This is a genomic window from Streptomyces sp. NPDC088553 (genome assembly GCF_044752965.1).
Taxonomy (GTDB): Bacteria; Actinomycetota; Actinomycetes; order Streptomycetales; family Streptomycetaceae; genus Streptomyces.
The window spans coordinates 328,902-350,485 of the sequence record NZ_JBIVMG010000007.1 but is presented as its reverse complement, the minus strand read 5'-3'; the positions used below and the strand labels follow the sequence as shown (position 1 = coordinate 350,485).

The following is a 21,584-nucleotide window of genomic DNA, read 5'->3' as shown; positions in this document are numbered from 1 at the left end:
CGCGCCCGGTGTCGCCGGTAAGGCCTTGCTGTCCGTCCCGTGGTGCACACTTGCTGCCTGGTACAGGGCTCACGGGGAAGGCGGCCTGGCAAATGCTGACGGGGATCGAGGAGGTCGACTGGGCCTCGTTGGGGCACGCGTACGGCCCCGCGGACGACGTGCCGGAGCTGCTCCGCGGACTCGCCTCCGCCGATCCCGCCGAGCGGGAGACGGCCCTCGACGGCATGTACGGCGCCGTGCACCACCAGGGCGACGTCTACGACTCCACCCTCGCCTGCATCCCCTTCCTCCTCGAACTCGTCGCCGACCCCGCCGTCCAGGACCGCGGCTGCATCGTCGAGCTGCTCACCAGCATCGGCGGGATCGAGCTCGACGACGACGAGGAACTGGACGAACTCGACCCCGAAGGCGAGGAGTTCATCCCCGCCGCCAACTACGCGATGGCCGCCGCCGCGATCGCCGCGGGCGCCGACGTCTTCCTCGGGCTGGTCTCCGACACCGACCCGGAGGTGCGGCTCGCCGCGCCCTGCGCGCTCGCCTCGCTGCACCCCGAGCCCGCGCGGGTGCTGACCCTGCTGCGGGAGCGGCTCACCGTCGAGCGGGACACCGAGGTGCGGCTCGCCCTGGTCGCCGCCGTCGGGCGGATCGCCCTGCGCCACGCGTCGCTGCGCACCGAGACCGTGGACTGGCTGGGCTGGCTCGCCCGCGCCGCCCAGGACCCCGGCCTCCGGCTCGCGGCCCTCGCCCAGCGGGCGCGCTGCGCGCCCGGCGACATCCCCGACGACATCGTGCCGTGGGTGACGGGACTCCTGGAGGAGATCAGGACCTCGGCGCTGGGACCGGCCGCGCCGGGCACCGAGCGCGCCGCGACACCGACCCTCATCGGGCAGGTCCGCGAGCTCCTGGAGGAGCACGCCGCCGGCCGGCCGGCCCCCTGGACGGAGGAGCTGCTCCGGACCCTGCACGCGGCGCTCGACGACCGGGTCGACGACCGCATCGCACTCATCCTGGCGCAGCTGCGCAGCCCCGACTGGGGGCAGCGTTCGGACGCGATCTGGTTGTGCGGCGGGTTGATACGGATCTGGCGGGGGCGGTACGAGGAGGTCGTCCGGCTCGTCGGCGCCCAGCTCGACGACCCCGAGCCACGGCTCCGAGAGGCCGCGACCTCGTTCCTGGAGCGTCTCTTCGAGCTGGGCGCACCCGCCGCCGACGCGCTCGCCGCCCGCCTCACCGTGGGCTCCGGCACCCGCCCCGCCCTGGCCGGCGGCGGCTCCCAGAACGGCTTCGTCGGGCGGTCCGGGCGCGACGGCGCGCTCCTCGCGCTCGCCCGTGCGGGGGACGCCCGCGCCGTCCCGCTGCTCGCCCGTGCCCTGGAGGAGCGCGAGGTGCGGCGCGAGCTGCTGTACGCGATGGACGGCCTCGGGCCCTCCGCCGCCATGCTGGCCCCGCTGCTGCGGCGCCGGCTCGCCGAGGTCGAGCTCGACGAGCGGCTGTACGACCGTGCGGCGCCCCTGCTCTACGCCCTCGCGGCGGTACGGGGCTCCCAGGCCGTGCCGGAGGTCCTGCGGGTCCTGCGCGGCGCGCCCGCGAACCGGCGCGACTGGGTGCGCGAGTCCGCGCTGCGGACCCTGGCGGCGTTCGGGCCCGCGGCCCAGGAGGCCGTACCGGACATCCGCGGGCTCCTCGTCGCCGAATCGGCCACGGTCGCCACGACGGCGGCGCGCGCCCTGTGGGCGGCCGAGGGTGACCTGGGCGAGGTCCTGACCGCTCTGGAGCGGTGGCTCCGGCCGGGCGCCTCGGGCGCGGACTGGTGCTCGGCCGCCCAGGCCCTCGGTGAGATCGGCCCGGCCGCCGCTTCGACGGCCTCCGCCCTCAGACGGGGTCTGGCCTCGCGGGACCTGTGGGTACGGGTCCGCAGCGCCGCGGCCCTGTGGCGGGTGTCCGGGGACGCGGCGGCGGCGCTGCCGGTGCTGCTCGCGGCCTGGGAGGAGAACCGGCACGCGCGCGTGGACGTGGCCGAGTGCCTGGCGGAGATGGGCCCGGCGGCCTCGGAGGCGCAGCTGGTGATCCTCACCGAGCTGACCAGGCGGCGCCGCCACAACGCCCGCGAGGGCGCCTCGGGCAGCCATGACATCCACCTCGACGAGAAGCTCCTCACGGTGTGCCGTGCGGCGCTCGCGAGGATGGAGCGGGGCGCGTTCTAGGGGGCGGGCCCGGCCATGTTCTGAGGGGCGGGACCCGGCCGCCGGGGTGGTAGCGCCTGGGCGCCCGGACTGTCGGGTCTGGCCGGGCGGCGGTCGGGTGCGGCCGGGCGGCGGTCGAGTCCGGTCGGGCGGTCGAGGCCGTGCCGATGGGGCGGTGAGCCCTGTCGAGTCCACCGAGCCCACGAGTAGACAAAAAGGACTTCCCTCCGAATAAGGTCTACTGGAAGCGTGCCCGGACCGGTTCCGCCGCCCGGCCGCCCCGGCCGTCCGGCCACCCCGGCTACCCTGGCCGCCGCCACCGATCGACCCGCACGAGGAGCAGTGTGAGACCGCGCGGACCGCAGCTCGCCGCCGCCGGTGTCCTGTGTGCCCTCGTCCTGGGCGGCGCCGCGGCCTGCGGACGCGACGAGGGCGGGCTCCAGAGCGCCGGGGCCACCCCCACCGCCGTCGGGCCCGTACGGCTCTGGCCCGACCTGCCGCCCGCCACGGATCCGCCGGTCGACTACGGGGAGTCCGACACCGAACGCGTCCCCGGCATCAAGGTCCCCGACAACGACGTCCACGCCGTCGACGCCGTCGCGGTGGTCGACGCCGAGGTGCGCGCCCACCCCGACACGTACAGCGGCGGCGACGGGCTCTACGAGGAGACCGCCCGCGCGATCAGGGCCTGCGAGACCGCGCCGGCCGCCTGTCCGGTCATGCGGCCGTACTACCGCGACCTCACCGGCAACGGCAGGGACGAGCTGATCGTCGGGATCCGCATGCCGGACCAGCAGGTCGGCGTACGCGTCTACCTCGCCGAGAACGGCGGGCTCACCCGCATCATGGCCACCGTCGACCAGGTCATCAGCGTGGAGCTGGCCGGCCGGGACCTGATCATGCGGGTCAGTTCGGCGGGCATCCCCGGGTACGAGTACCGCACCGCCTGGTCCTGGGACGAGCAGCAGCACAGCATGCTGCCCACCCGCGACGAGATCGTCCGGGTGAAGCCCGGCCGCACCGCGCCCCCGACCGTCCCCGCGCCCCGTCTGGTCAGCCCGACGCCGACCCCGGGGCCGGCCTCGACGCCCCTCCCGCTCCCGGTCCCTCCGGACGTGGCCGTTCCCGCCGAGCCGAGCCCGTGAGGGCGCCCCGGCTGCCCGCCTGGACCGCGACCCTCACCTGGAAGGCCGCGGTCTTCATCGCGGTGATGTGCTGCGCCCTGGCCGCGTTGCTCGGCATCCTCGTCCATGTGTCGGTGACCGGTCAGACCGTGAACGACTCACGGGAGAAGGCGCTCGCGCGGCTCACCGACGTCACCCGGCTCTACGAGGCCGGCGAGCCGCTCCCCCGGTTCGCCGGGGTCGACCCGCCCGGGCTCCCGCCCTCCCTCCACGCGCTCGCCGTCCGGGGCGAGCGCGGCACCTTGGTCGCCGACGACCGGGGCCGGCCGACGATGTGGGCGGCGGGCCCGGCGGACGGCCGCGCCCTCGCCGTACGCGTCGACTACACCCAGAGCGCCGAGACGATCGACGCGCTCGACCGCTCGATCCTCGGCTCCTCCGTCCTCGCGATCGGGGCGACGCTGCTCGTGGGCGCCTTCGCGGTCACCCGGGTCACCCGGCGGCTGCACCTCACCGCCCAGGTGGCCCGCCGGATCAGCGCCGGCGATCTCGACGCGCGCGTCGACGACCCCCGTACGAAGGACTCCTCGCGCCCCCAGGACGAGGTGGCCACGGTGTCCGGGGCGCTCGACACGATGGCGTCCTCGCTCCAGAGCAAGCTGCAGAGCGAGCAGCGGTTCACCGCCGACGTGGCGCACGAGCTGCGCACCCCGCTCACGGGGCTCTCGGCGGCGGCCGAGCTGCTGCCGGAGGGGCGGCCGTCGGAACTCGTACGGGACAGGGTGCGGGCGATGCGCGGGCTGACCGAGGACCTCCTGGAGATCTCGCGGCTCGACGCCCGCAACGAGACCGTCGACCTGGCCGTGCACGAACTCGGGCCGCTCGCCGAGCGGGTGGTGCGCGCCTCGGGCACCGAGACCGAGGTGCGGGTCGTACGGGACACGACGGTGGAGACGGACCGGCGGCGGCTGGAGCGGGTGCTGGGCAATCTGATCGCCAACGCGCACAAACACGGGGCACCGCCGGTGGTCCTGACGGTGGACGGTCCCGTGGTGTCCGTACGGGATCACGGGCCCGGCTATCCCGCGTACCTGCTGGAGTCGGGGCCGCAGCGGTTCCGTACCGAGAGCGGGGGCAAGGGGCACGGCCTCGGGCTGACGATCGCGGTCGGGCAGGCGGAGGTGATCGGCGCCGAGCTCGTCTTCGCCCGCGCCGCCGACGGCGAGGGCGCCGAGGCCCGGCTGCGGCTGCCCGAGTACGTGAGCCTCGTGGAGCAGCTCGAAACGGGCGGAACGGAACCGCGCCACACGGCACACCGCGACACAAAAGGGACATAGGGCATACCGCTTGCTACGTTGCGGCCATGACCGCACCGCGCCCGGACGCTCCCCCGCCCGGGGTACGCATGCCGAAGCGCCGCGGCGTGGAACTCTCCCTCCTCGTCTGCGCCGTCCTCATCTGCGTCTACGGTTACGCCGAGGTCGGCCTCGCCCGCAGCGGGGCCGTACCGCCGGACGCCGCGCGCTACGCGGCCGGGCTCGGTCTGCTCGCGCTGGTCGCCCATCTCGCGGTCCGGTTCCGCGCCCCGTACGCCGATCCGCTGCTCCTGCCGATCGCGGTCCTGCTCAACGGCCTCGGCCTGGTGCTGATCTACCGGCTCGACCTGGAGACGCCGAAGGACCAGGCGGCGACGACACAGCTGATCTGGTCGACGCTCGGGGTCGCGCTCTTCATCGTGGTCGTGCTGCTGCTCCGCGACCATCGCTCGCTCCAGGGCTACGCGTACGTCTCGGTGGCCGCCGCGCTCGCCCTGATGATCCTGCCGATCTTCTTCCCGGCGGTGAACGGGGCCAAGATCTGGATCCGGCTCGGCGGTCTCTCCTTCCAGCCGGGCGAGTTCGCCAAGATCCTGCTCGCGGTCTTCTTCGCCGCGTACCTCGCCGCCAACCACAACGCGCTCGCGTACACCGGCCGCCGGATCTGGAAGTTCCAGTTCCCGACCGGGCGGGTGCTGGGGCCGATCGTGGCGATCTGGGTGCTGAGCGTCGGCGTGCTCGTCCTCGAACGGGACCTGGGCACCTCGCTGCTCTTCTTCGGCCTCTTCGTGATCATGCTGTACGTGGCGACCGGGCGGATCGGCTGGATCGCGGTCGGGCTCGTACTCGCCGCCGCCGGCGCCTTCCTCGTCGGCTCGCTCGAACCGCATGTGCACAGCCGGGTGCAGGACTGGCTCGACCCGTTCGCCTCGATCCGGGCCGGGGACGGGCCCGGGCAGCTCGCGCAGTCGCTCTTCTCGTTCGCGGCCGGCGGGATGCTCGGCTCGGGACTCGGTCTCGGCCATTCCGTCCTCATCGGCTTCGCCACCAAGTCCGACTTCATCCTGGCCACGGCCGGCGAGGAGCTGGGGCTCGTCGGCCTGACCGCGCTCTTCCTGCTGTACGCGCTGCTCGTCGCCCGCGGCTACCGCGCCGGCCTCTCGCTGCGGGACCCCTTCGGGCGGCTCCTCGCGATCGGGCTCGCCTCGATCGTGGCGCTCCAGGTGTTCGTGATCGCGGGCGGGGTGATGGGCCTGATCCCGCTGACCGGGATGGCGATGCCGTTCCTGGCGCAGGGAGGGTCGTCGGTGGTCACGAACTGGGTGATCGTGGCGCTCCTCATCCGGGTCAGCGACTCGGCGCGCGCACCGCAGCCGGACGACGCCGACACGGGGACGCTGGCTCCGGTGAAGGAGGGGGCCTCGTGATCCGGCCGCAGACCCCGGGGGGAACCACGTGATCCGGTACGCCCGGCGGGCCGCCGCGCTCTGTCTCGTCCTTCTCGTGGCGCTCCTCGTCAACTCCGCGCGCGTGATGGTCTTCGAGGCCGAGTCGCTCGACGACAACCCGGCCAACCGGCGCATCGCGATCAACCGCTACGCGCAGCCGCGCGGCGAGATCGTCGTCGACGGGAAGCCGGTCACCGGTTCCCGGGACAGCGGGCAGCAGCTGCGCTGGGAACGGACCTACCGCAAGGGCCCGTTGTACGCGCCGCTCACCGGCTACTCCTCGCAGACGTACGGCACGACCCTCGTCGAGCACGCCGAGGACGCGATCCTGTCCGGCACCGACCCGATGCTGGCGCCGCTGCCGCTCTGGAACGACCTCACCCGGGGCCGGCAGCCCGGCGGTGACGTCGTGACGACGATCCGCGCCTCGATGCAGGAGGCTGCCTTCCGGGGACTCGACGGGAAGCGGGGCGCGGTCGTCGCGGTCGAGCCGCACAGCGGCCGCGTCCTCGCGCTGGTCAGCTCGCCCTCGTACGACCCGGGGGTCCTCTCCGGTACGGGGCAGGGGGTCAAGGACGCCTGGCGGCGGCTCACCACCTCGCCGAATCAGCCGATGCTGAACAGGGCGCTGCGGCAGACGTACCCGCCGGGCTCGACGTTCAAGATCGTGACGGCCGCCGCGGCGCTCGACGCGGGGGTGGTGCGGGACGTGGACGCGCCGACGGACACCCCGGACCCGTTCGTGCTGCCCGGCACCCGGCAGGTGCTGCCGAACGAGGCGAAGGGCTGCGGCGACGCGTCCCTCGCGTACGCGATCCAGTGGTCGTGCAACACGGTGATGGCCGGCCTGGGGGTGGAGGTGGGCCTGGAGGGGATGGTCGAGGCGGTGGAGAGGTTCGGCTTCAACGACACGGGGCTGCGGGTGCCGTCCTGGGTGGCCACGTCCAACTTCGACCGGGGGATGAGCCCGGACCAGCTCGCGCTGTCGTCGATCGGGCAGTTCGACACGACGGCGACGCCGCTCCAGATGGCGATGGTGGCGTCGGCGGTCGCCAACAACGGCGAGATCGCCCAGCCGTACCTCGTCGACCGCACGACGACCTCGGGCGGGACGACGATCGACCGTACGGGCCGCCGTAGTTACCGGCAGGCGATGAACCCCGCGACGGCGATGCAGCTCCAGCGGCTGATGGTGAAGGCGGTGACGGAGGGGACGGGGACGAACGCGGCGATCCCCGGGGCTCGGGTCGGCGGCAAGACGGGCACGGCCCAGCACGGCTTCGGCAACACCGGCACCCCGTACGCCTGGTTCATCGCCTGGGCGCAGGCGGAGGACGCGGCCCAGCCGGCGGTCGCGGTGGCGGTGGTCGTGGAGGACGCGGAGGCGTCGCGCACGGACATCAGCGGGGGCGGCAGTGCGGCGCCGATCGCGCGGGCGGTGATGGAGGAGGCGCTGCGGCTGGAGGAGGAGGCGCGGGGGTAGGCCGTCGGGGCCGCACGGCGACGGCACGGCGGCGGCACGGCGGCGGCACGGCGGCGGCACGGCGGCGGCACGGCGGCGCGGTGCCTTCGGGCGGCACCCCGCGCCTCCACCGTCCGGCCGCGCCTCCGCCGTCCGGCCGCGCCTCCACCGTCCGGCCTCGCCTCCGCCCCCCGTCCGCGCGCCCCCGCCAGGCTCCGGCCGTCAGCCGATCGGCTTGCGGATCTCCGCGCGGATCTTGGCCGTCTTCTCGGCGAGGTCGGCCAGGTCGATGTCCTTCGGGTCGGCCGTGGCCTCCCCGGCGCCGACGAGGGCGATGGCGGCGGCGGTGTTCTCGTCGCCCCAGGCGCACATGGGAAGCGTCGTCGTGGCCAGTCCGTCCTTCGACGTGGTGACCTGGCAGCTGACGGTCACGCCGTACCCGGCGGGGGTGAAGTCCTGGGGCTTGACGACGAGCGTGGAGCCCTTGTCCGTGGCGGCCCCCTTGAGGATGGACGAGCGGGTGGAGCCGGGGCTCTTGATCTGCCCGTACAGCCCGGAGAGGACGAGGACGGACTCGTCCTTGCCGCTGTACTGCCCGACCGCCGCCGTCGCGTCCTTCACGGTGAAGTCGGGGGTGTCCTCGATCTCCTTGCCCTGGGTGTCGGAGAGGTCGGAGACGAGGGTGAACTCGCCGCCGAGGACGGTCTGCGGGACGACCAGCTTGTGCGTCGCCGCGGGGAAGGGCCCGGTGACGCCGTCGAGCCCGGCCTTGACGCCGTAACCGATGCCGCCGACCACCACCAGGGAGCCGACGACGATGGCGACGATCGCACCGGCCGACAGCTTCTTCTTCGGCGGCGGCCCCATGGGCGGCTGTCCCCAACCACCGGGGCCGGGCCCCGGGCCCGCCGGGTACTGCGGCGGAACACCGTGCTGGGGGTAGGCCTGTTGGGGGTGGCCCGGCGGGGGGAAGCCCTGCGGGGCGGCGCCGTACGGGCCGGGCTGCTGCGGGGGCGGCACCGGCCCGCCGTACGGGTTGTGGGGCGGCTGGTTCGGCGGTGGCGGCATGGTCATGACGGGCACGCTACGTCACCCGTATGACAACCCGTTCCTCCGGGGACTCAGCCCTGTGCCGCCCCGTCCGCGATCGCGTCCGCGACCTCCGCCACCCGGGCCTGCTCCTCCTTGGCGAAGCGCTCCGCGTCGAGCTGTTCCGCGATCTCCTCGTCCTGGGTCATGAGGAGGTCGAGGTTGGAATCGCCGAGGTCGAAGACGCCCATGTCGAGGTAGGCCTTCTGGAGGCGTTCACCCCAGAGGCCGATGTCCTTGACGCAGGGGACGATCCGGCTGAAGAGCAGCTTGCGGAAGAGGTGCAGGAACTCGTTCTGCTCGGTCAGCTCCTCCGCCTCCTTCCGCGGGATGCCGAAGTTCTCCAGGACCTCGACGCCGCGCAGCCGGTCGCGCATCAGGTAGCAGCCCTCGATGACGAACTCCTCGCGTTCGCGGAGTTCGGCGTCGGACAGCTGCTTGTAGTAGTCGCGCAGGGCCATCCGGCCGAAGGCGACGTGCCGGGCCTCGTCCTGCATCACGTACGCGAGGATCTGCTTGGGCAGCGGCCTGTCGGTGGTGTCGCGGATCATGCCGAAGGCGGCGAGGGCGAGGCCCTCGATGAGGACCTGCATGCCGAGGTACGGCATGTCCCAGCGGGAGTCGCGCAGGGTGTCGTCGAGGAGGCTCCGCAGGTTGTCGTTGATCGGGTAGAGCATGCCGATCTTGTCGTGGAGGAAGCGGCCGTAGATCTCGGCGTGCCGGGCCTCGTCCATGGTCTGGGTGGCCGAGTAGAACTTGGCGTCCAGGTCGGGGACGGACTCGACGATCCGGGCGGCGCAGATCATGGCGCCCTGCTCGCCGTGGAGGAACTGGCTGAACTGCCAGGAGGCGTAGTGGCGGCGCAGATCGCCCTTGTCCTTCTCGGTCATCTTCGCCCAGTGGCGGGTGCCGTGGAGGGTCAGGACCTCGTCGGGGGTGCCGAGCGGGTCGTACGGGTCGACCTCCAGGTCCCAGTCGATCCGGGTGGCGCCGTCCCACTGTTTGTCCTTGCCCTTCTGGTAGAGGGCGAGGAGGCGCTCGCGGCCGTCCTCGTACTCCCAGGAGAAGCGGGCCGCGCCGGTGGCGGGGACCTGCCAGCTCGGGGTGGACGGGGCCGTGGTGTAGAGGTCGCGCGTCGACACTGACGCCTCCTTGGGAGGTCGGGCCTTTTCCCGTGGTGCGAGTCCTGTGGCCAGGCTCACACGCTGGTAGACGGATCGTCAACAAGTCGTGCGCAAGGGATTGACGACGCTACTGACGGGCAGTCTGATAAACGGTGACCACCGGTACGTCACGCCGTCGCGGCCACGGACACAGCGAGGTGCGCACCCATGACCCCCTTCACCGAGTCCACGAGGCCCACGAGGTCCGCGGAGCCGGACTTCAGCCTCCTCAGGGACGCCCTGGGGCCGCTGCGCGACCGTGAGCAGGTCGCCGAACGGCTCCTGGAGTCCTCCCGGAAGCATTCCTACGACCCGGACGTCGAGCTCGACTGGGACGCTCCGTTCGAGGACGGCAAGTGGTTCTGGCCGCCCGAGCTGCTCTCCCTGTACGACACGCCGCTGTGGCGCACCATGTCCGAGGAGCAGCGGATCGCACTCTCGCGCCACGAGGCGGCGTCGCTCGCCTCGCTCGGCGTCTGGTTCGAGATCATCCTGATGCAGCTGCTCGTCCGGCACATCTACGACAACTCGCTGACCAGCCATCACGTCCGGTACGCGCTGACCGAGATAGCGGACGAGTGCCGGCACTCGATGATGTTCGCGCGGCTGATCCAGCGGGGCGGGACGCCGGCGTACCCGGTGCCGAGGCTTTACCACAACCTCGCGCGCCTGCTGAAGACCGTGTCCACGACCCCGGGGTCCTTCGCCTCGACGCTGCTCGGCGAGGAGATCCTCGACTGGATGCAGCGGCTGACGTTCCCGGACGAGCGGGTGCAGACGCTGGTGCGCGGGGTGACCCGCATCCATGTGGTCGAGGAGGCACGGCATGTGCGGTACGCCCGCGAGGAACTGCGCCGCCAGATGGTGACCGCGCCGCGCTGGGAGCAGGAGTTCACGCGGGTGAGCTGCGGAGAGGCGGCGCGGGTCTTCTCGACGTGCTTCGTGAACCCGCAGGTGTACGAGGCGGTGGGCCTGGACCGGCGGGAGGCGGTCGCCCAGGTGAGGGCGAGCGGGCACCGTCGCGAGGTCATGCAGTCGGGCGCCCGCCGCCTGACGGACTTCCTGGACGACATCGGGGTGCTGCGGGGGGTGGGCCGACGCCTGTGGAGGTCGTCGGGCCTGCTGGCGTGAAGGACGGGCGCCGCTCGCCCCCCGCGTGGGCGGGGCGGGTTGCCGCCGCGGGTGGGGGGCGAAGGGGTCCGGATACGCTGCGGAGCATGACTGCCGCCGCCACCCCCGCGTACCGCAGGCTCAGCGTCGAGGCGCGCCGCGGCCAGCTCCTCGAAGCCGCCCAGGAGCTCTTCGCCCACCGCACTCCCGAGGACGTGTCCCTCGATGACGTCGCCGAGGCGGCCGGCGTCTCGCGGCCCCTCGTCTACCGCTACTTCCCCGGCGGCAAGCAGCAGCTCTACGAGGCCGCCCTCCGTTCCTCCGCCGACGCCCTGAACCACTGCTTCACCGAGCCCCCGGTCGGGCCGCCCACCGAGCGGCTCGGCCGGGTGCTCGACCGCTATCTGGCCTTCGTCGACGAGCACGACGCCGGTTTCAGCGCCCTCCTGCGCGGCGGCAGCGTCGCCGAGACCTCCCGTACCACCGCGATCGTCGACGAGGTCCGCCGCGCCGCCGCCGAGCAGATCCTCGTCCACCTCGGTGTCGACGCCCCCGGCCCCCGCCTCAGCATGCTGGTCCGCACCTGGATCGCCGCAGTGGAGGCCGCCTCCCTCATCTGGCTCGACGAGGACAAGCGGCCCCCCGCCCGAGAGCTGCGGGAGTGGCTCGTGGACCATCTCATCGCCCTCCTCGCCGCGAGCACGGCCAGCGACGAGGAGACCGCGCGCGTCGTCGGACGCCTCCTCGCCCAGGAGACGCCCGAGGGGCCCGTGGCCCGGCTGGCCCGCCGGGTGATCCCGGTGGTCGGCGAGGCCGCCCATCTGCTCTGAGCGGGAACAGGAGGCCGGAGGGGACACTGGAGGGGTGAGAAGCCAGAACACCTCCTTCCGTGGCGGCCCGCTCGACGGCCGGGTCCTGCCGATCCTGCTCGGCCCGACCGGCCACCCCCCGAAGTGGTACGAGATCCCGGTCCCGGCCCACGACGGGAAGCCCCCGACCCTCCACACCTACCGGCGCGAGCCCGCGGGCTACACGAAGCGACTGGGTCTCCAGCGCGGCTGGGTCTACGCGTACGCCCCCGAGGGCCGTGAGCGTCGCGAGCTGAAGTGGCCGTGGTCGAAGCCGGGCACGGGCACGACCCCTCCCCGGGACGGCGCTGCGCCGAACGAGTGAGGCCGCCGGACTCACCCCCCTTCGTACGGTAATCGCATGAAGTGACACGTCATCATCCCCGTGGAGGTGGTGACGTGTCGCGAAGGCTGCTGCGTACGGTCTGGACGGGGGCCCTGGCCGCCGCGACCGCCCTCACCGGCGTCCTCCCGGCGGGCGCCGCCGCTCCGGAGCCACCCGCCGATCCCCCGGTGGAGGCGCCGATCGCCCGGGCGGATCCGGCCGCGGAACCGGTGGGACCGGTCGAATCCGCCCCTCCCACCCCGCCGCCCGCCACCGACGACGCCGCCGCCCTCCCTCCCCCCGGCGGCGACTCCCTCACCGCCCTGCTCACCCGGATGCGGACGCTCTACCGGCAGGCCGAGGAGGCGACCGAGCGGTTCAACGCAGCCGAGGAGGCGCTGAAGCTCCAGACCGCCGACACCAAGAAGGTCACCGCCCGGCTCACCGCCGCCCGTACCGCGCTGGCGCAGGGGCGGGCCGCGGCCGGGCGGATCGCCCGGGACCAGTACCGGGGCGGGTCCGAGTTCTCCTCCTACCTGCGGCTGCTGTTCGCGCCGGATCCCCAGTCGGCGCTCGACCAGGGGCATCTGATGGCGCGGGCCTCCCGGGACCGGGCGTCGGCCGTACCGCGGCTGGAGAAGGCCGAGCGGCAGGCCGGCAGCCTGGCGAGCGCCTCCCGCAAGGCGCTGGACCGGCAGCAGGGCCTCGCCGCCACACAGCGCGCCCGGCGCGACGAGGTACGGGCCCGGCTCGCGGAGGTCGAGAAGCTGCTGGCCGCGCTCTCCCCCGAGCAGCTGGCCCGGCTCACCGAGCTGGAGCGGGTCCAGACGGCGGGGGCGCAGCGCGAGCTGCTGGACTCGGGCGTCCTGGACGGCCGGCGCACCCCGTCGGGGGCGGGCGCGGAGGCGTTGCGGTTCGCGGTGGGCCAGATCGGCAAGCCGTACGAGTGGGGGGCGGAGGGCCCGGAGACGTACGACTGCTCGGGGCTGACCCAGCAGGCGTGGGCGGCGGCGGGCCTGGAGGTGCCGCGGACGAGTCAGGAGCAGTGGGCGACGCTGCCCCGGGTGCCGCTCGCGGAGCTCCGTCCCGGGGACCTGGTGGTGTACTTCCCCGGCGCGACCCATGTGGCGGTCTATCTCGGCGAGGGCCTGGTGGTGCAGGCACCGCGGCCCGGCGGGAAGGTGAAGGTGTCCCCGATCGCGGCGAACCCGCTGCTCGGGGCGGTGCGTCCGGATCCGGACGGGGAGGCCCTTGCGGCGTACACCCCGCCGCCGCTGCCGGCGGGGGCGAGGGACGGCGGGGACGAGGGATACGACCGCGACTGAGCGTCAACTCCCCTCCAAAGCACCCCTCTTGCTCTTGAACGTAATATGCAACAAGCTATCCGGGTCCTTACTCGCCGTATCTCGCCCGACCGGACGCGGAGCCCCGCCATGCCCCGACTGCTGCTCTCCACCGGCCCCCAACGCACCCTCGCCGTCTCCAACTTCGTGAACACCGTCGGCAGCGGGCTCTTCCTGACCGCCGGGGTCCTCTACTTCACCCAGGCCGTGCGTCTGTCGGCCGCCACGGTGGGACTCGGGCTCGGCATCGCCGGGACCCTCTCCCTCGCCGTGGGGATCGGGGTCGGCCATCTCGCGGACCGGTGCGGGGCACGGGGCGTGTACATGGCCACGTTGGCCGTCCAGGCGGTGGCGACCGGGGCCTTCGTGTTCGCCGACAGCTTCTGGCCGTTCGTGCTCGCGGTCTCCACCGCCACCGGCGCGAAGGCCGCCGGACTGGCCGCGCGTGCGCCGCTCGTCCGGCACTACGGAGGGGAACGACCGCAGGAGTTCCGGGCCTACCTGCGGGCCGTGACCAACGTCGGCATCTCCCTGGGAGCACTTCTCGCGGGCTGGGCGGTCCAGGTCGGGACGCTCGGCGCGTACCAACTCCTGGTACTGGGAAACGCCTTGGCGTTCGGGGCCTCCGCCATCGTGCTCTTCCTGCTGCCGCCGGTGGCGCCCGCGCCCGTCGCCCGGGGGCCGCGGTGGATCGCGCTGCGGGACCGGCCGTATCTCGCGCTCACCGCGCTCGACGGGGTGATGGCGATGCAGTTCAAGGTGCTGACGGTGGCGATCCCGCTGTGGCTGGTGGGGTCCACCAGCGCCCCGCACTGGCTCGTCTCGGGTGCGATGCTCGCCAACACCGTGATCGTCGTGGGACTCCAGGTGCGGGCGAGCCGGGGCATCGACTCGCCGCGCGCGGGTGGCCACGCCTACCGGCGCGCCGGAGCGGCGTTCCTCGTCTCCTGCGCGCTGGTCCCGCTCTCGGCGGGCGCGCCGGCGACGGTGGCGGTCGGCCTGCTCCTGGCGGCCGTCGTGGTCCACACGATCGGCGAACTGTGGCACTCCGCGGGCGGCTTCGAGGTGTCGTACGCCCTCGCCCCGCCCCGCGCCACCGGCCAGTACCTGGGTGTCTTCGGCCTCGGCGCGGGCCTGTCCGAGGCGGTCGGCCCCGGCCTGCTCATCGCGCTGTGCATCGGCTGGGGCCGCCCCGGCTGGTACGTCGTCGGCGCGCTCTTCGCCCTGACGGGGCTGCTGACGCCGTGGGCGGTCCGCCGGGCGGAGGCCGCGGGGCGCTACGAGAAGAGCGAGACGAGCCCGTACACCCAGACGCCCACCATGACGACGGTGCCTCCGAGGGCGCCGGCGGCCGCGACCACTCCGGAGAGGGTCCAGCCCCCGGGCTCCGGTGCGTCGGTCTCCTCGCCCCGGTCCGCCGCGTAGGAGTCCGGGTCGTCCCAGTCGACGGGGTGTCCGAGCCGCTCGGCGCAGGCGGTCCGCACCGCGGCGAGCTGCTCGGCGGCGAAGGCGGTCGCCGCCAGCGCCTCGGGCCCGGGCCAGGCGAGGGCCTTCATCCGCCACCCGGGAGTCCCGTAGCGCTGCTCGAAGGCGGCGGTCTCCTCCGCGTCCCGGTCCTCTTCGAGGTACATCCAGCGCCCGGCCTGGGCCGCGTCCCCGTACAGCCGGTACACCTCGGCGAGCCGGCGCCGCAGCGTCAGGTCGTACGGGAACGACGAGACCAGGCCGCGCAGCCGCTGCCGCGCCATGGGGATGCGCCCGGCGACGAGGTCGGCGTCCACACGGGCCAGGGTGTTCGACTGAGACATGGGCACATCATCGAGCACGGGGCGGGACAACTCGATCCGTTTTCCGACCGCCGCGGGACGGCCGGTCCCGGGACGGTCCGTCCCGGGAAGGCCGACGGCCGGCTCCCCCGGGCCTTGAGCCCCCGGTGCCGGCCGCCTGAGAGAACCACGCGCGGGTCAGCCGCCCGCGACCTCCGCCAGGTACGCGTTCGTCCTCTCCGGGTCGAAGAAGAAGTTCTCGAAGTCCGACGGGTCGTTGAAGCCGTTCGCGAAGCGGTCGGCGACCGGCTGGAGCTGACCCGCGGCGCCCAGGAGGTTCAGGACGTGCTCCGGCGGCGGCGCCAGCATCGCGTTCGTCCACTTGGTGACGTGCTGGGCCGTCTGCCAGTAGCGGTCGAAGGCCGACTGCATCCACTCCGCGTCGAAGGGCTTGTCGCCCTGCTCGAAGATCGCCGCCAGATACGCGGCCGCGCACTTCGACGCCGAGTTCGAACCCTGGCCGGTGATCGGGTCGTTGGCCACGACCACGTCGGCCACGCCGAGGACCAGGCCGCCGCCGGGCAGCCGGCCGATCGGGTTGCGGACCGTCGGCGCGTACCGGCCGGCGAGGGTGCCGCCCGCGTCGGTCAGCTCGACCTTGGTGGCCCGCGCGTACTCCCAGGGCGTGAACTTCTCCATCAGCTCCAGGGTCAGCGACAGGTGCTCCGCCGGGTCCTTGACGCCCTTGAAGGCGTCGAGCGGGCCGCCGGGGACGCCCTCCCAGAAGAGGATGTCCGCGCGGCCGCCCGTCGTCAGCGTCGGCATGACGAACAGCTCGCCCACGCCCGGGACCACGTTGCACCGCACCGCGTCGAACTCCGGGTGCTCCGGGCGCGGGCCGAGGCCGTGGACGTACGCGACGGCCAGCGCGCGCTGCGGCTCGCTGTACGGCGAACGGGACGCGTCCCGGCCGAACATGGAGACCAGCTCGCCCTTGCCCGCCGCGACGAGCACCAGGTCGTAGCTGCGCGAGAAGTAGTCCAGGTCGCCGACGGCCGCGCCGTGTATCACCAGCTGGCCGCCGCGCTGGGCGAAGGTCTCCATCCAGCCGGCCATCTTCACCCGCTGGTCGACCGACTGCGCGAACCCGTCGAGCCTGCCGACCCAGTCGATCGCGCGGCTGGAGTCGGGCGCGGCGACCGAGACGCCGAGGCCCTCGATGCGCGGTGCCTGGGACTCCCAGAAGTTGAGGCCGAGGTCCCGCTCGTGCTGGAGCGCGGTGTCGAACATGCACTGGGTGGACATGACCCGGCCGGCCCGGATCTCGTCCGCCGTCCGGTTCGACATGAGGGTGACCTCGTACCCCGACGACTGGAGTCCGAGGGCGAGCTGCAGACCGGACTGGCCGGCGCCGACTATGAGTATCTTCCGCATGGGTGGTGCTCCTGGCGTGACGGGGAGAGCTGAGCGATCTATTCGGGGGTGTGTTCCAGCGCGTGGGCGACCATCGCGAGCAGGCTCTCGACGACGCTGTACCGCTTGCGCGCGTCCATGATCACCACAGGGACGTGCGCGGGCACGGTCAGCGCCTCCCTGACGTCGTCCGCCTCGAACAGCTCGGTGCCCTCGAAGTGGTTGACGGCCACGATGTACGGCAGCCCGCAGCTCTCGAAGTAGTCGAGGGCCGGGAAGCAGTCCGTGAGCCGCCGCGTGTCGGCCAGCACGATCGCGCCGATCGCCCCGCGCACCAGGTCGTCCCACATGAACCAGAAGCGCTGCTGTCCCGGCGTGCCGAAGACGTACAGCACCAGGTCGTTGTCGAGGGTGATCCGGCCGAAGTCCATCGCCACCGTGGTGGTGAGCTTGTCCGGCGTGGCGGTGAGGTCGTCGGTCCCCTCGCTCGCCCGGGTCATCAGCGCCTCGGTCTGGAGCGGGGTGATCTCCGAGACCGCGCGCACGAAGGTGGTCTTGCCGACGCCGAAGCCGCCCGCGACGACGATCTTCGTCGCGATCGGGGCGCGGGTGTGGTCGAGCTGCCAGTCCTGCGCGCCGTCCTCGGCGTCGGGCTCGGCGGGGGCCGACGCGGTCGCGGCGGATGCGGTCGTATCTCGCTGGAACAGGTCGGCCGCGGGGGCCTGGGGCTGCGCGGGAATGCCGGTCACCGCCGGTGATCCGGTGTCGGCATCGGAGACGGCGGAGGCGTCAGAGACGACGGAGTCCACTCAGCACCCTTTCGAGGAGCGCGCGGTCGGGCTGCCCGGTGCCGTGACCGGTCCCGTACACACGGATCTTTCCCTGGTCGGCCAGGTCGCTCAGGAGCACCCGGACGACCCCCAACGGCATCTTCAGAAGCGCCGAGATCTCCGCGACCGTCCGCATCCGGCGGCAGATCTCGACGATGGCCCGCATCTCCGGCATCAGACCGCGGGCGCCCGGCCCGCCGTCCGTCAGGAGCTTGCGCACGGCGGGCGCTTCGAGCGCCGCCACGAAGGTCTCGACGAGCAGGACATGGCCGAAGCGGGTACGCCCGCCGGTCAGCGAGTACGGCCGCACGCGCGCGGGGCGGCGTCCATCTCCTCGTACGGGCAGCCGGTGGGCGTGGAACCCCGAAGAAATTGACGTCACTGGGTGCTCTCCATCGATTTGCGCAGTTCACTGCGGACTTCGGGGGTGAGTACGTGACCGGCGCGGCCCACGAAGAGCGCCATGTGGTAGGCCACCACGCTCATGTCGCAGTCGGGCGTGGCGTGCACGCCGAGCAGCGAACCGTCGCTGATCGACATGACGAAGACGCTGCCCTGCTCCATCGCCACCATGGTCTGCTTGACCCCGCCGCCGTCCATCAGGCGTGCGGCGCCGATGGTCAGACTGCCGATGCCGGAGACGATGGTGGCCAGGTCGGCGCTGGAGCCGCGCGGCCCGTTCGGACGGCCGGCTTCGGCGGCGGCCGTCGTCGTGCTCTGCTGGGCGGCCGGGTCGGACGAGAGCAGCATCAGGCCGTCGGAGGAGACGACGGCGACCGAGTGGACCCCGGGCACCTCCTCCACCAGATTCCCCAGCAGCCATTGCAGGTTGCGGGCTTCCGTGCTCAGTCCGAACGTTCCCGTCGCGGTCAACTGCGTGCCTCCTCGACTGTGTCCCCCGTCATCTCCTCTGTACGTGCAGTCTTTACGTCATCTATCCGCGCCGTCCCCATCTCCGCCTCCACGTCGCGGCGCCCGGCCTTTGCTCCCTGGTGGAAGCCGCCGAGGCGGCGGCGCAGGGCCTCCGCGTCCACGCCGCCCGGACGGGGGGTCGTGGTGGCGGGGCCGGCGGGGCGGACCACCTGCGGGGTGCGCTTGGGCAGGCCCTTGTCGGTGACGCGCTCCCCCTGCGGGGCCCGCGGCCCGGGAACCGGCTGGTCGGTGACCGGCTCGGGGGCGGCGGGAGTCCGCGCGGCCAGGGGCTCCTCGTGGCGGGCGGGAGCGGTGACGTCCGCCGCTCGCTCGTGGGTGTCCGGCTCCGGCGGCGGGTCGGGCAGCCGGACCTGGAGCGTGGTCTCGGAGACGCTCTCGCCGAGGGGGGCGGGCTCGTGGTGGGGGGCGGGCTCGGGCTCGTGGTGGGGGGCGGGCTCGGGCTCGTACGAAGCCTCCTGAGGCTCCGGCTCGTACGGCGCCTGAGGCTCCGGCTCGTACGAAGGTGCCTGCGCCTCCGGCTCGTACGGGGCCTGCCGCTCCTCCGCCGGCTCCGGCTCCTGTTCCCGCTGTTCCCGCGCCGCCGTCACCTCGGCCTCCAGGAACGCCCGCTCCGCCGCCTCGACCAGGGGGTCGCGGTTCCGGGACGGCAGCGTGTTGGAGTTGGCCTCCGCGGCCGAGCCGGGCAGGTGGAGGGTGGGTGCCCCGCCCGCCACCCGTACGGGCTCCGTCACGGTCGTCGGCAGGGCGGCGGGGAGCAGCGGCTGCGGCAGGACCACGACGGCCGCCGTGCCGCCCGGCTGCTGCTCGCGCAGCTCGACGCGGACGCCGTGGCGGGCGGCGAGCAGGGCGATGACCCGCATGCCGAGGCCCTCGCCCTCGAAGGCGGCGGGGTCGGCCTCGGCCAGGCGCGCGTTGAGCTCGGCGAGCCGGGAGGCGGTCATGCCGATGCCCGCGTCCTGCACGGAGAGCATCACCTCGCCGGACTCCAGGAGCCAGCCGGAGAGCTGGACCTCGGCGTCGGGCGGCGAGAAGGAGGTGGCGTTCTCCAGGAGTTCGGCGATGAGGTGGCTCAGGTCGTCCGCGGCGAAGCCGGCGATCTGGGCGTGCGGCGGCAGGGACTGGATGGTGACCCGCTCGTACCGCTCGATCTCGCTGACGGCGGCGCGCAGCACGTCGACCAGCGGGACGGGCCCGGCGTGACCGTGTACGTGCTCGTGCCCGGCGAGGACGAGGAGGTTCTCGCTGTGACGGCGCATGACGGTCGCCATGTGGTCGAGCTTGAAGAGGGTCGCGAGGCGGTCCGGGTCCTGCTCGCGCTCCTCCAGCTTCTCGATGACGCCGAGCTGGCGCTCGACGAGCCCGAGGCTGCGCAGCGAGAGGTTGACGAAGGTGTGGTGGACGGTGCTCCTGAACCGTTCGAGGTCGGCGGTGAGGAGCGCGACCTGCCCCTGGAGTTCGGCGCGCTGGGTGGCGAGCTCGGCGCCGAGGGCCTCCTTGGCGGCGGCCAGGTCGGTCCGGTCGTCGGTGAGCCGCTCGGTGTGCGCGGCGAGGCCGGCGAGCTTGGCGTGCAGGGTGTTGAGGGAGCGGACGACCTGAGCGAACTCGTCGTTGCGGCCGGTGAAGCGGACCAGCTCCGCGGCGCCGGGCTCGGGGGCGGCGGCGAGCCGGGCGGCGCCGATCCGGAGGACGGCGAGCGGCCGGGTGAGGGTGCGGGCGACATAGGTGGAGATGCCGATCGCGACGATCAGGCAGCCGCCGAGGAAGGCGATGCGCAGTTCGAGGGCGGTGACGTCGTCGTCGCGGAGCGCGCCGAGGCGTTCGACCCGCTCGGCGGCGAGGGCGGACTCGACGCCGCGCATCTGCTCGATGCGGGCGGAGAGGGCGGACTCCAGGCCGGCCGGGTCGGTCCCGCGCTCGGTCTCCGTCAGCCGGGGCTGGTCGGTGAGGGAGGCGAGGGAGCGCTCGGCGCTCTTGACGTCGGGACCGGCCACGGTGGCGGCGAGGGAGTCGCGGGCGGTGGAGCCGGCGGCCTGGTCGAAGTCGCCGAGGGCGGCGAGTTCACGGACCCGGGCCTGCTGGGCGGCGGCGGTGAGGGCGTCGCGGGCCCGGTCGGCCTCGGCGGTGCCCTCGGGCACGTCGGGGACGTAGGTGCCGGTCTCGGCGTCGTAGTGGACCTCGCCGGAGGGCTCGGGCTGCGGCACGGAGAGCGCGGCGAGGAGCAGGCCCCGGGTGGCGGAGGCCTGCTCGACGGCGCGGCCGAGGGCCGCAGGGGCGCGGGTGGCCTCGGTGAGCGCGGTGTCGGAGGCGCGGGCCGGGGTCTTGTCGGCCAGCTCGTCGGCGAGGGCCTGGAGCTTGGTGATGACCTCCGAGTACGCCCGGTGGGCCTCCAGGGCCGAGCCCTTGCCGGTGAGGGCGGTGCGGCGGACGGAGGGGACTCCGGCGAGGTCGCGGCGGAGCTCGGCGGAGGCGGCGGGCCGGATCTCGTCGATCTGGCGGTCGACGCGGGTGGACCGCGTGCTGGTGATCTGGCGCCTGTGCTTGGCGTCGCCGCTCTGGGAGTCGCGGCCGGCGGCGATGTAGGCGACGACCTCGTCGCGCTCGTCGGCGAGCGAGTGGGCCAGGGTGATGGCCTGCCGGTCGAGTTCGGCGAGGGTGACCAGGCTCTGGGAGTCGTTGAGCTCGGTGGAGGCGGCGAGGACCGCGGGCGCTCCGGCGACGAGGACCGTGATGCCGACGAGGGCGACGCCGGCGACGAGTCGGTTGCGGACGCGCTTGGGGCGGCCGGCGGGGGCGCTGCCGGCGAAGGTGCTGCCGTCGGGGACGCTGCCGGTGGGCACCGCGGCGCCGTCCGGGGTCGGCACCGCACCAGGGGCCTGGCTCCGCGTGCCGTTCTTGCTCCGAGGCCGCTTCATCTGCACCGGTGCTCGCATTCTTGATTCGTCCGCCCACAAAGCAGAGGTGACGGCCGGTCACATGGAGCGCCCCCACCCCTGGTACGGCTTCCGACCATTCCAGCGCTTCTGGGAAGGAGACGCGCATCGGCCGCTCCGCCACCCGAACGAGTGAACAACACTCCTGAGTTGGCGAACAACTTCTCCGGGCGGGCCGGGGAGGCCTCGAAGGGCCCCCGGTTGGATCTTCCGCGCGGGCTTTGGCAGGATGCCCGCCCGCAGCTCCCGGAGCCCGCGACTCCGCCTCCCCGGGGGTCTCCGCCGGGTTGGTACAGGCCAT

17 protein-coding genes and 1 pseudogene are annotated in these 21,584 nt (G+C 73.5%); 10 read left to right on the top strand and 8 right to left on the bottom strand.

The features are described 5' to 3' along the window. Positions 1-92: 92 nt before the first annotated feature. The 5 genes from ACIP8Z_RS25435 (at position 93) to ACIP8Z_RS25415 (ending at position 7,554) form a co-directional block, all read left to right on the top strand. Positions 93-2,204 carry a PBS lyase gene (locus tag ACIP8Z_RS25435; protein WP_402087169.1) on the top strand — a complete coding sequence of 704 codons (2,112 nt, stop codon included), beginning with the start codon at positions 93-95 and terminating at the stop codon, positions 2,202-2,204. Between the two features lie 323 nt (positions 2,205-2,527). Further along, the gene (locus ACIP8Z_RS25430; RefSeq protein WP_402087166.1) at positions 2,528-3,328 is read left to right on the top strand and encodes a hypothetical protein; all 801 of its coding nucleotides are present in this window, start codon (positions 2,528-2,530) and stop codon (positions 3,326-3,328) included. Continuing rightward, entirely contained in the window at positions 3,325-4,644 is a 1,320-nt protein-coding gene (locus tag ACIP8Z_RS25425; RefSeq protein ID WP_402087163.1) for an ATP-binding protein, read from the top strand. The genes ACIP8Z_RS25430 and ACIP8Z_RS25425 overlap by 4 nt, the downstream gene beginning before the upstream one ends. Positions 4,645-4,670: 26 nt before the next feature. Continuing rightward, positions 4,671-6,050, top strand: a complete 1,380-nt coding sequence (locus ACIP8Z_RS25420; RefSeq protein WP_402087161.1) for an FtsW/RodA/SpoVE family cell cycle protein — start codon at positions 4,671-4,673, stop codon at positions 6,048-6,050. A 28-nt stretch (positions 6,051-6,078) separates the two neighbouring features. Continuing rightward, positions 6,079-7,554, top strand: a complete 1,476-nt coding sequence (locus ACIP8Z_RS25415; protein WP_402087159.1) for a penicillin-binding transpeptidase domain-containing protein — start codon at positions 6,079-6,081, stop codon at positions 7,552-7,554. A gap of 201 nt (positions 7,555-7,755) precedes the next feature. On the opposite strand, the gene ACIP8Z_RS25410 is transcribed toward ACIP8Z_RS25415, so the two are convergent. After that, positions 7,756-8,607: a hypothetical protein gene (locus ACIP8Z_RS25410; RefSeq protein WP_402087156.1), complete on the bottom strand. Its 852-nt coding sequence runs from the start codon at positions 8,605-8,607 to the stop codon at positions 7,756-7,758. Between the two features lie 47 nt (positions 8,608-8,654). After that, on the bottom strand, positions 8,655-9,764 hold the full coding sequence (locus tag ACIP8Z_RS25405; RefSeq protein ID WP_402087153.1) for a ferritin-like domain-containing protein: 1,110 nt from the start codon (positions 9,762-9,764) through the stop codon (positions 8,655-8,657). A gap of 189 nt (positions 9,765-9,953) precedes the next feature. Here ACIP8Z_RS25405 and ACIP8Z_RS25400 point away from each other — a divergent pair, with 189 nt between their 5' ends. From ACIP8Z_RS25400 to ACIP8Z_RS25380, 5 genes and pseudogenes are all read left to right on the top strand, one after another. Then, positions 9,954-10,916, top strand: coding sequence for a diiron oxygenase (locus tag ACIP8Z_RS25400; protein WP_402087150.1), 963 nt, complete (start codon positions 9,954-9,956; stop codon positions 10,914-10,916). An 86-nt stretch (positions 10,917-11,002) separates the two neighbouring features. Next, positions 11,003-11,725: a TetR/AcrR family transcriptional regulator gene (locus ACIP8Z_RS25395; RefSeq protein WP_402087148.1), complete on the top strand. Its 723-nt coding sequence runs from the start codon at positions 11,003-11,005 to the stop codon at positions 11,723-11,725. Positions 11,726-11,759: 34 nt separating this feature from the next. Further along, the gene (locus ACIP8Z_RS25390; RefSeq protein ID WP_402087145.1) at positions 11,760-12,068 is read left to right on the top strand and encodes a hypothetical protein; all 309 of its coding nucleotides are present in this window, start codon (positions 11,760-11,762) and stop codon (positions 12,066-12,068) included. A gap of 74 nt (positions 12,069-12,142) precedes the next feature. After that, positions 12,143-13,393, top strand: a complete 1,251-nt coding sequence (locus ACIP8Z_RS25385) for an NlpC/P60 family protein (RefSeq protein ID WP_402087142.1) — start codon at positions 12,143-12,145, stop codon at positions 13,391-13,393. Positions 13,394-13,501: 108 nt separating this feature from the next. After that, positions 13,502-14,686 (top strand): annotated as a pseudogene (locus ACIP8Z_RS25380) (MFS transporter); the annotation flags it as partial. A gap of 2 nt (positions 14,687-14,688) precedes the next feature. Here the strand turns inward: ACIP8Z_RS25380 and ACIP8Z_RS25375 are convergent. From ACIP8Z_RS25375 to ACIP8Z_RS25350, 6 genes are all read right to left on the bottom strand, one after another. After that, positions 14,689-15,219, bottom strand: a complete 531-nt coding sequence (locus tag ACIP8Z_RS25375) for a DUF6584 family protein (RefSeq protein ID WP_402087141.1) — start codon at positions 15,217-15,219, stop codon at positions 14,689-14,691. 156 nt (positions 15,220-15,375) lie between these two features. After that, entirely contained in the window at positions 15,376-16,611 is a 1,236-nt protein-coding gene (locus ACIP8Z_RS25370) for a styrene monooxygenase/indole monooxygenase family protein (RefSeq protein WP_402087139.1), read from the bottom strand. 38 nt (positions 16,612-16,649) lie between these two features. Continuing rightward, positions 16,650-17,399: a GTP-binding protein gene (locus tag ACIP8Z_RS25365; protein WP_402087136.1), complete on the bottom strand. Its 750-nt coding sequence runs from the start codon at positions 17,397-17,399 to the stop codon at positions 16,650-16,652. Next, complete coding sequence (locus ACIP8Z_RS25360) at positions 17,380-17,802, bottom strand: DUF742 domain-containing protein (RefSeq protein ID WP_187622505.1); 423 nt, start codon at positions 17,800-17,802, stop codon at positions 17,380-17,382. Before ACIP8Z_RS25360 ends, ACIP8Z_RS25365 begins: the two co-directional genes overlap by 20 nt. Next, positions 17,799-18,293: a roadblock/LC7 domain-containing protein gene (locus ACIP8Z_RS25355; RefSeq protein WP_319309875.1), complete on the bottom strand. Its 495-nt coding sequence runs from the start codon at positions 18,291-18,293 to the stop codon at positions 17,799-17,801. The genes ACIP8Z_RS25360 and ACIP8Z_RS25355 overlap by 4 nt, the downstream gene beginning before the upstream one ends. After that, on the bottom strand, positions 18,290-21,283 hold the full coding sequence (locus ACIP8Z_RS25350) for a nitrate- and nitrite sensing domain-containing protein (protein WP_402087134.1): 2,994 nt from the start codon (positions 21,281-21,283) through the stop codon (positions 18,290-18,292). Before ACIP8Z_RS25350 ends, ACIP8Z_RS25355 begins: the two co-directional genes overlap by 4 nt. Between the last annotated feature and the right edge of the window lie 301 nt (positions 21,284-21,584).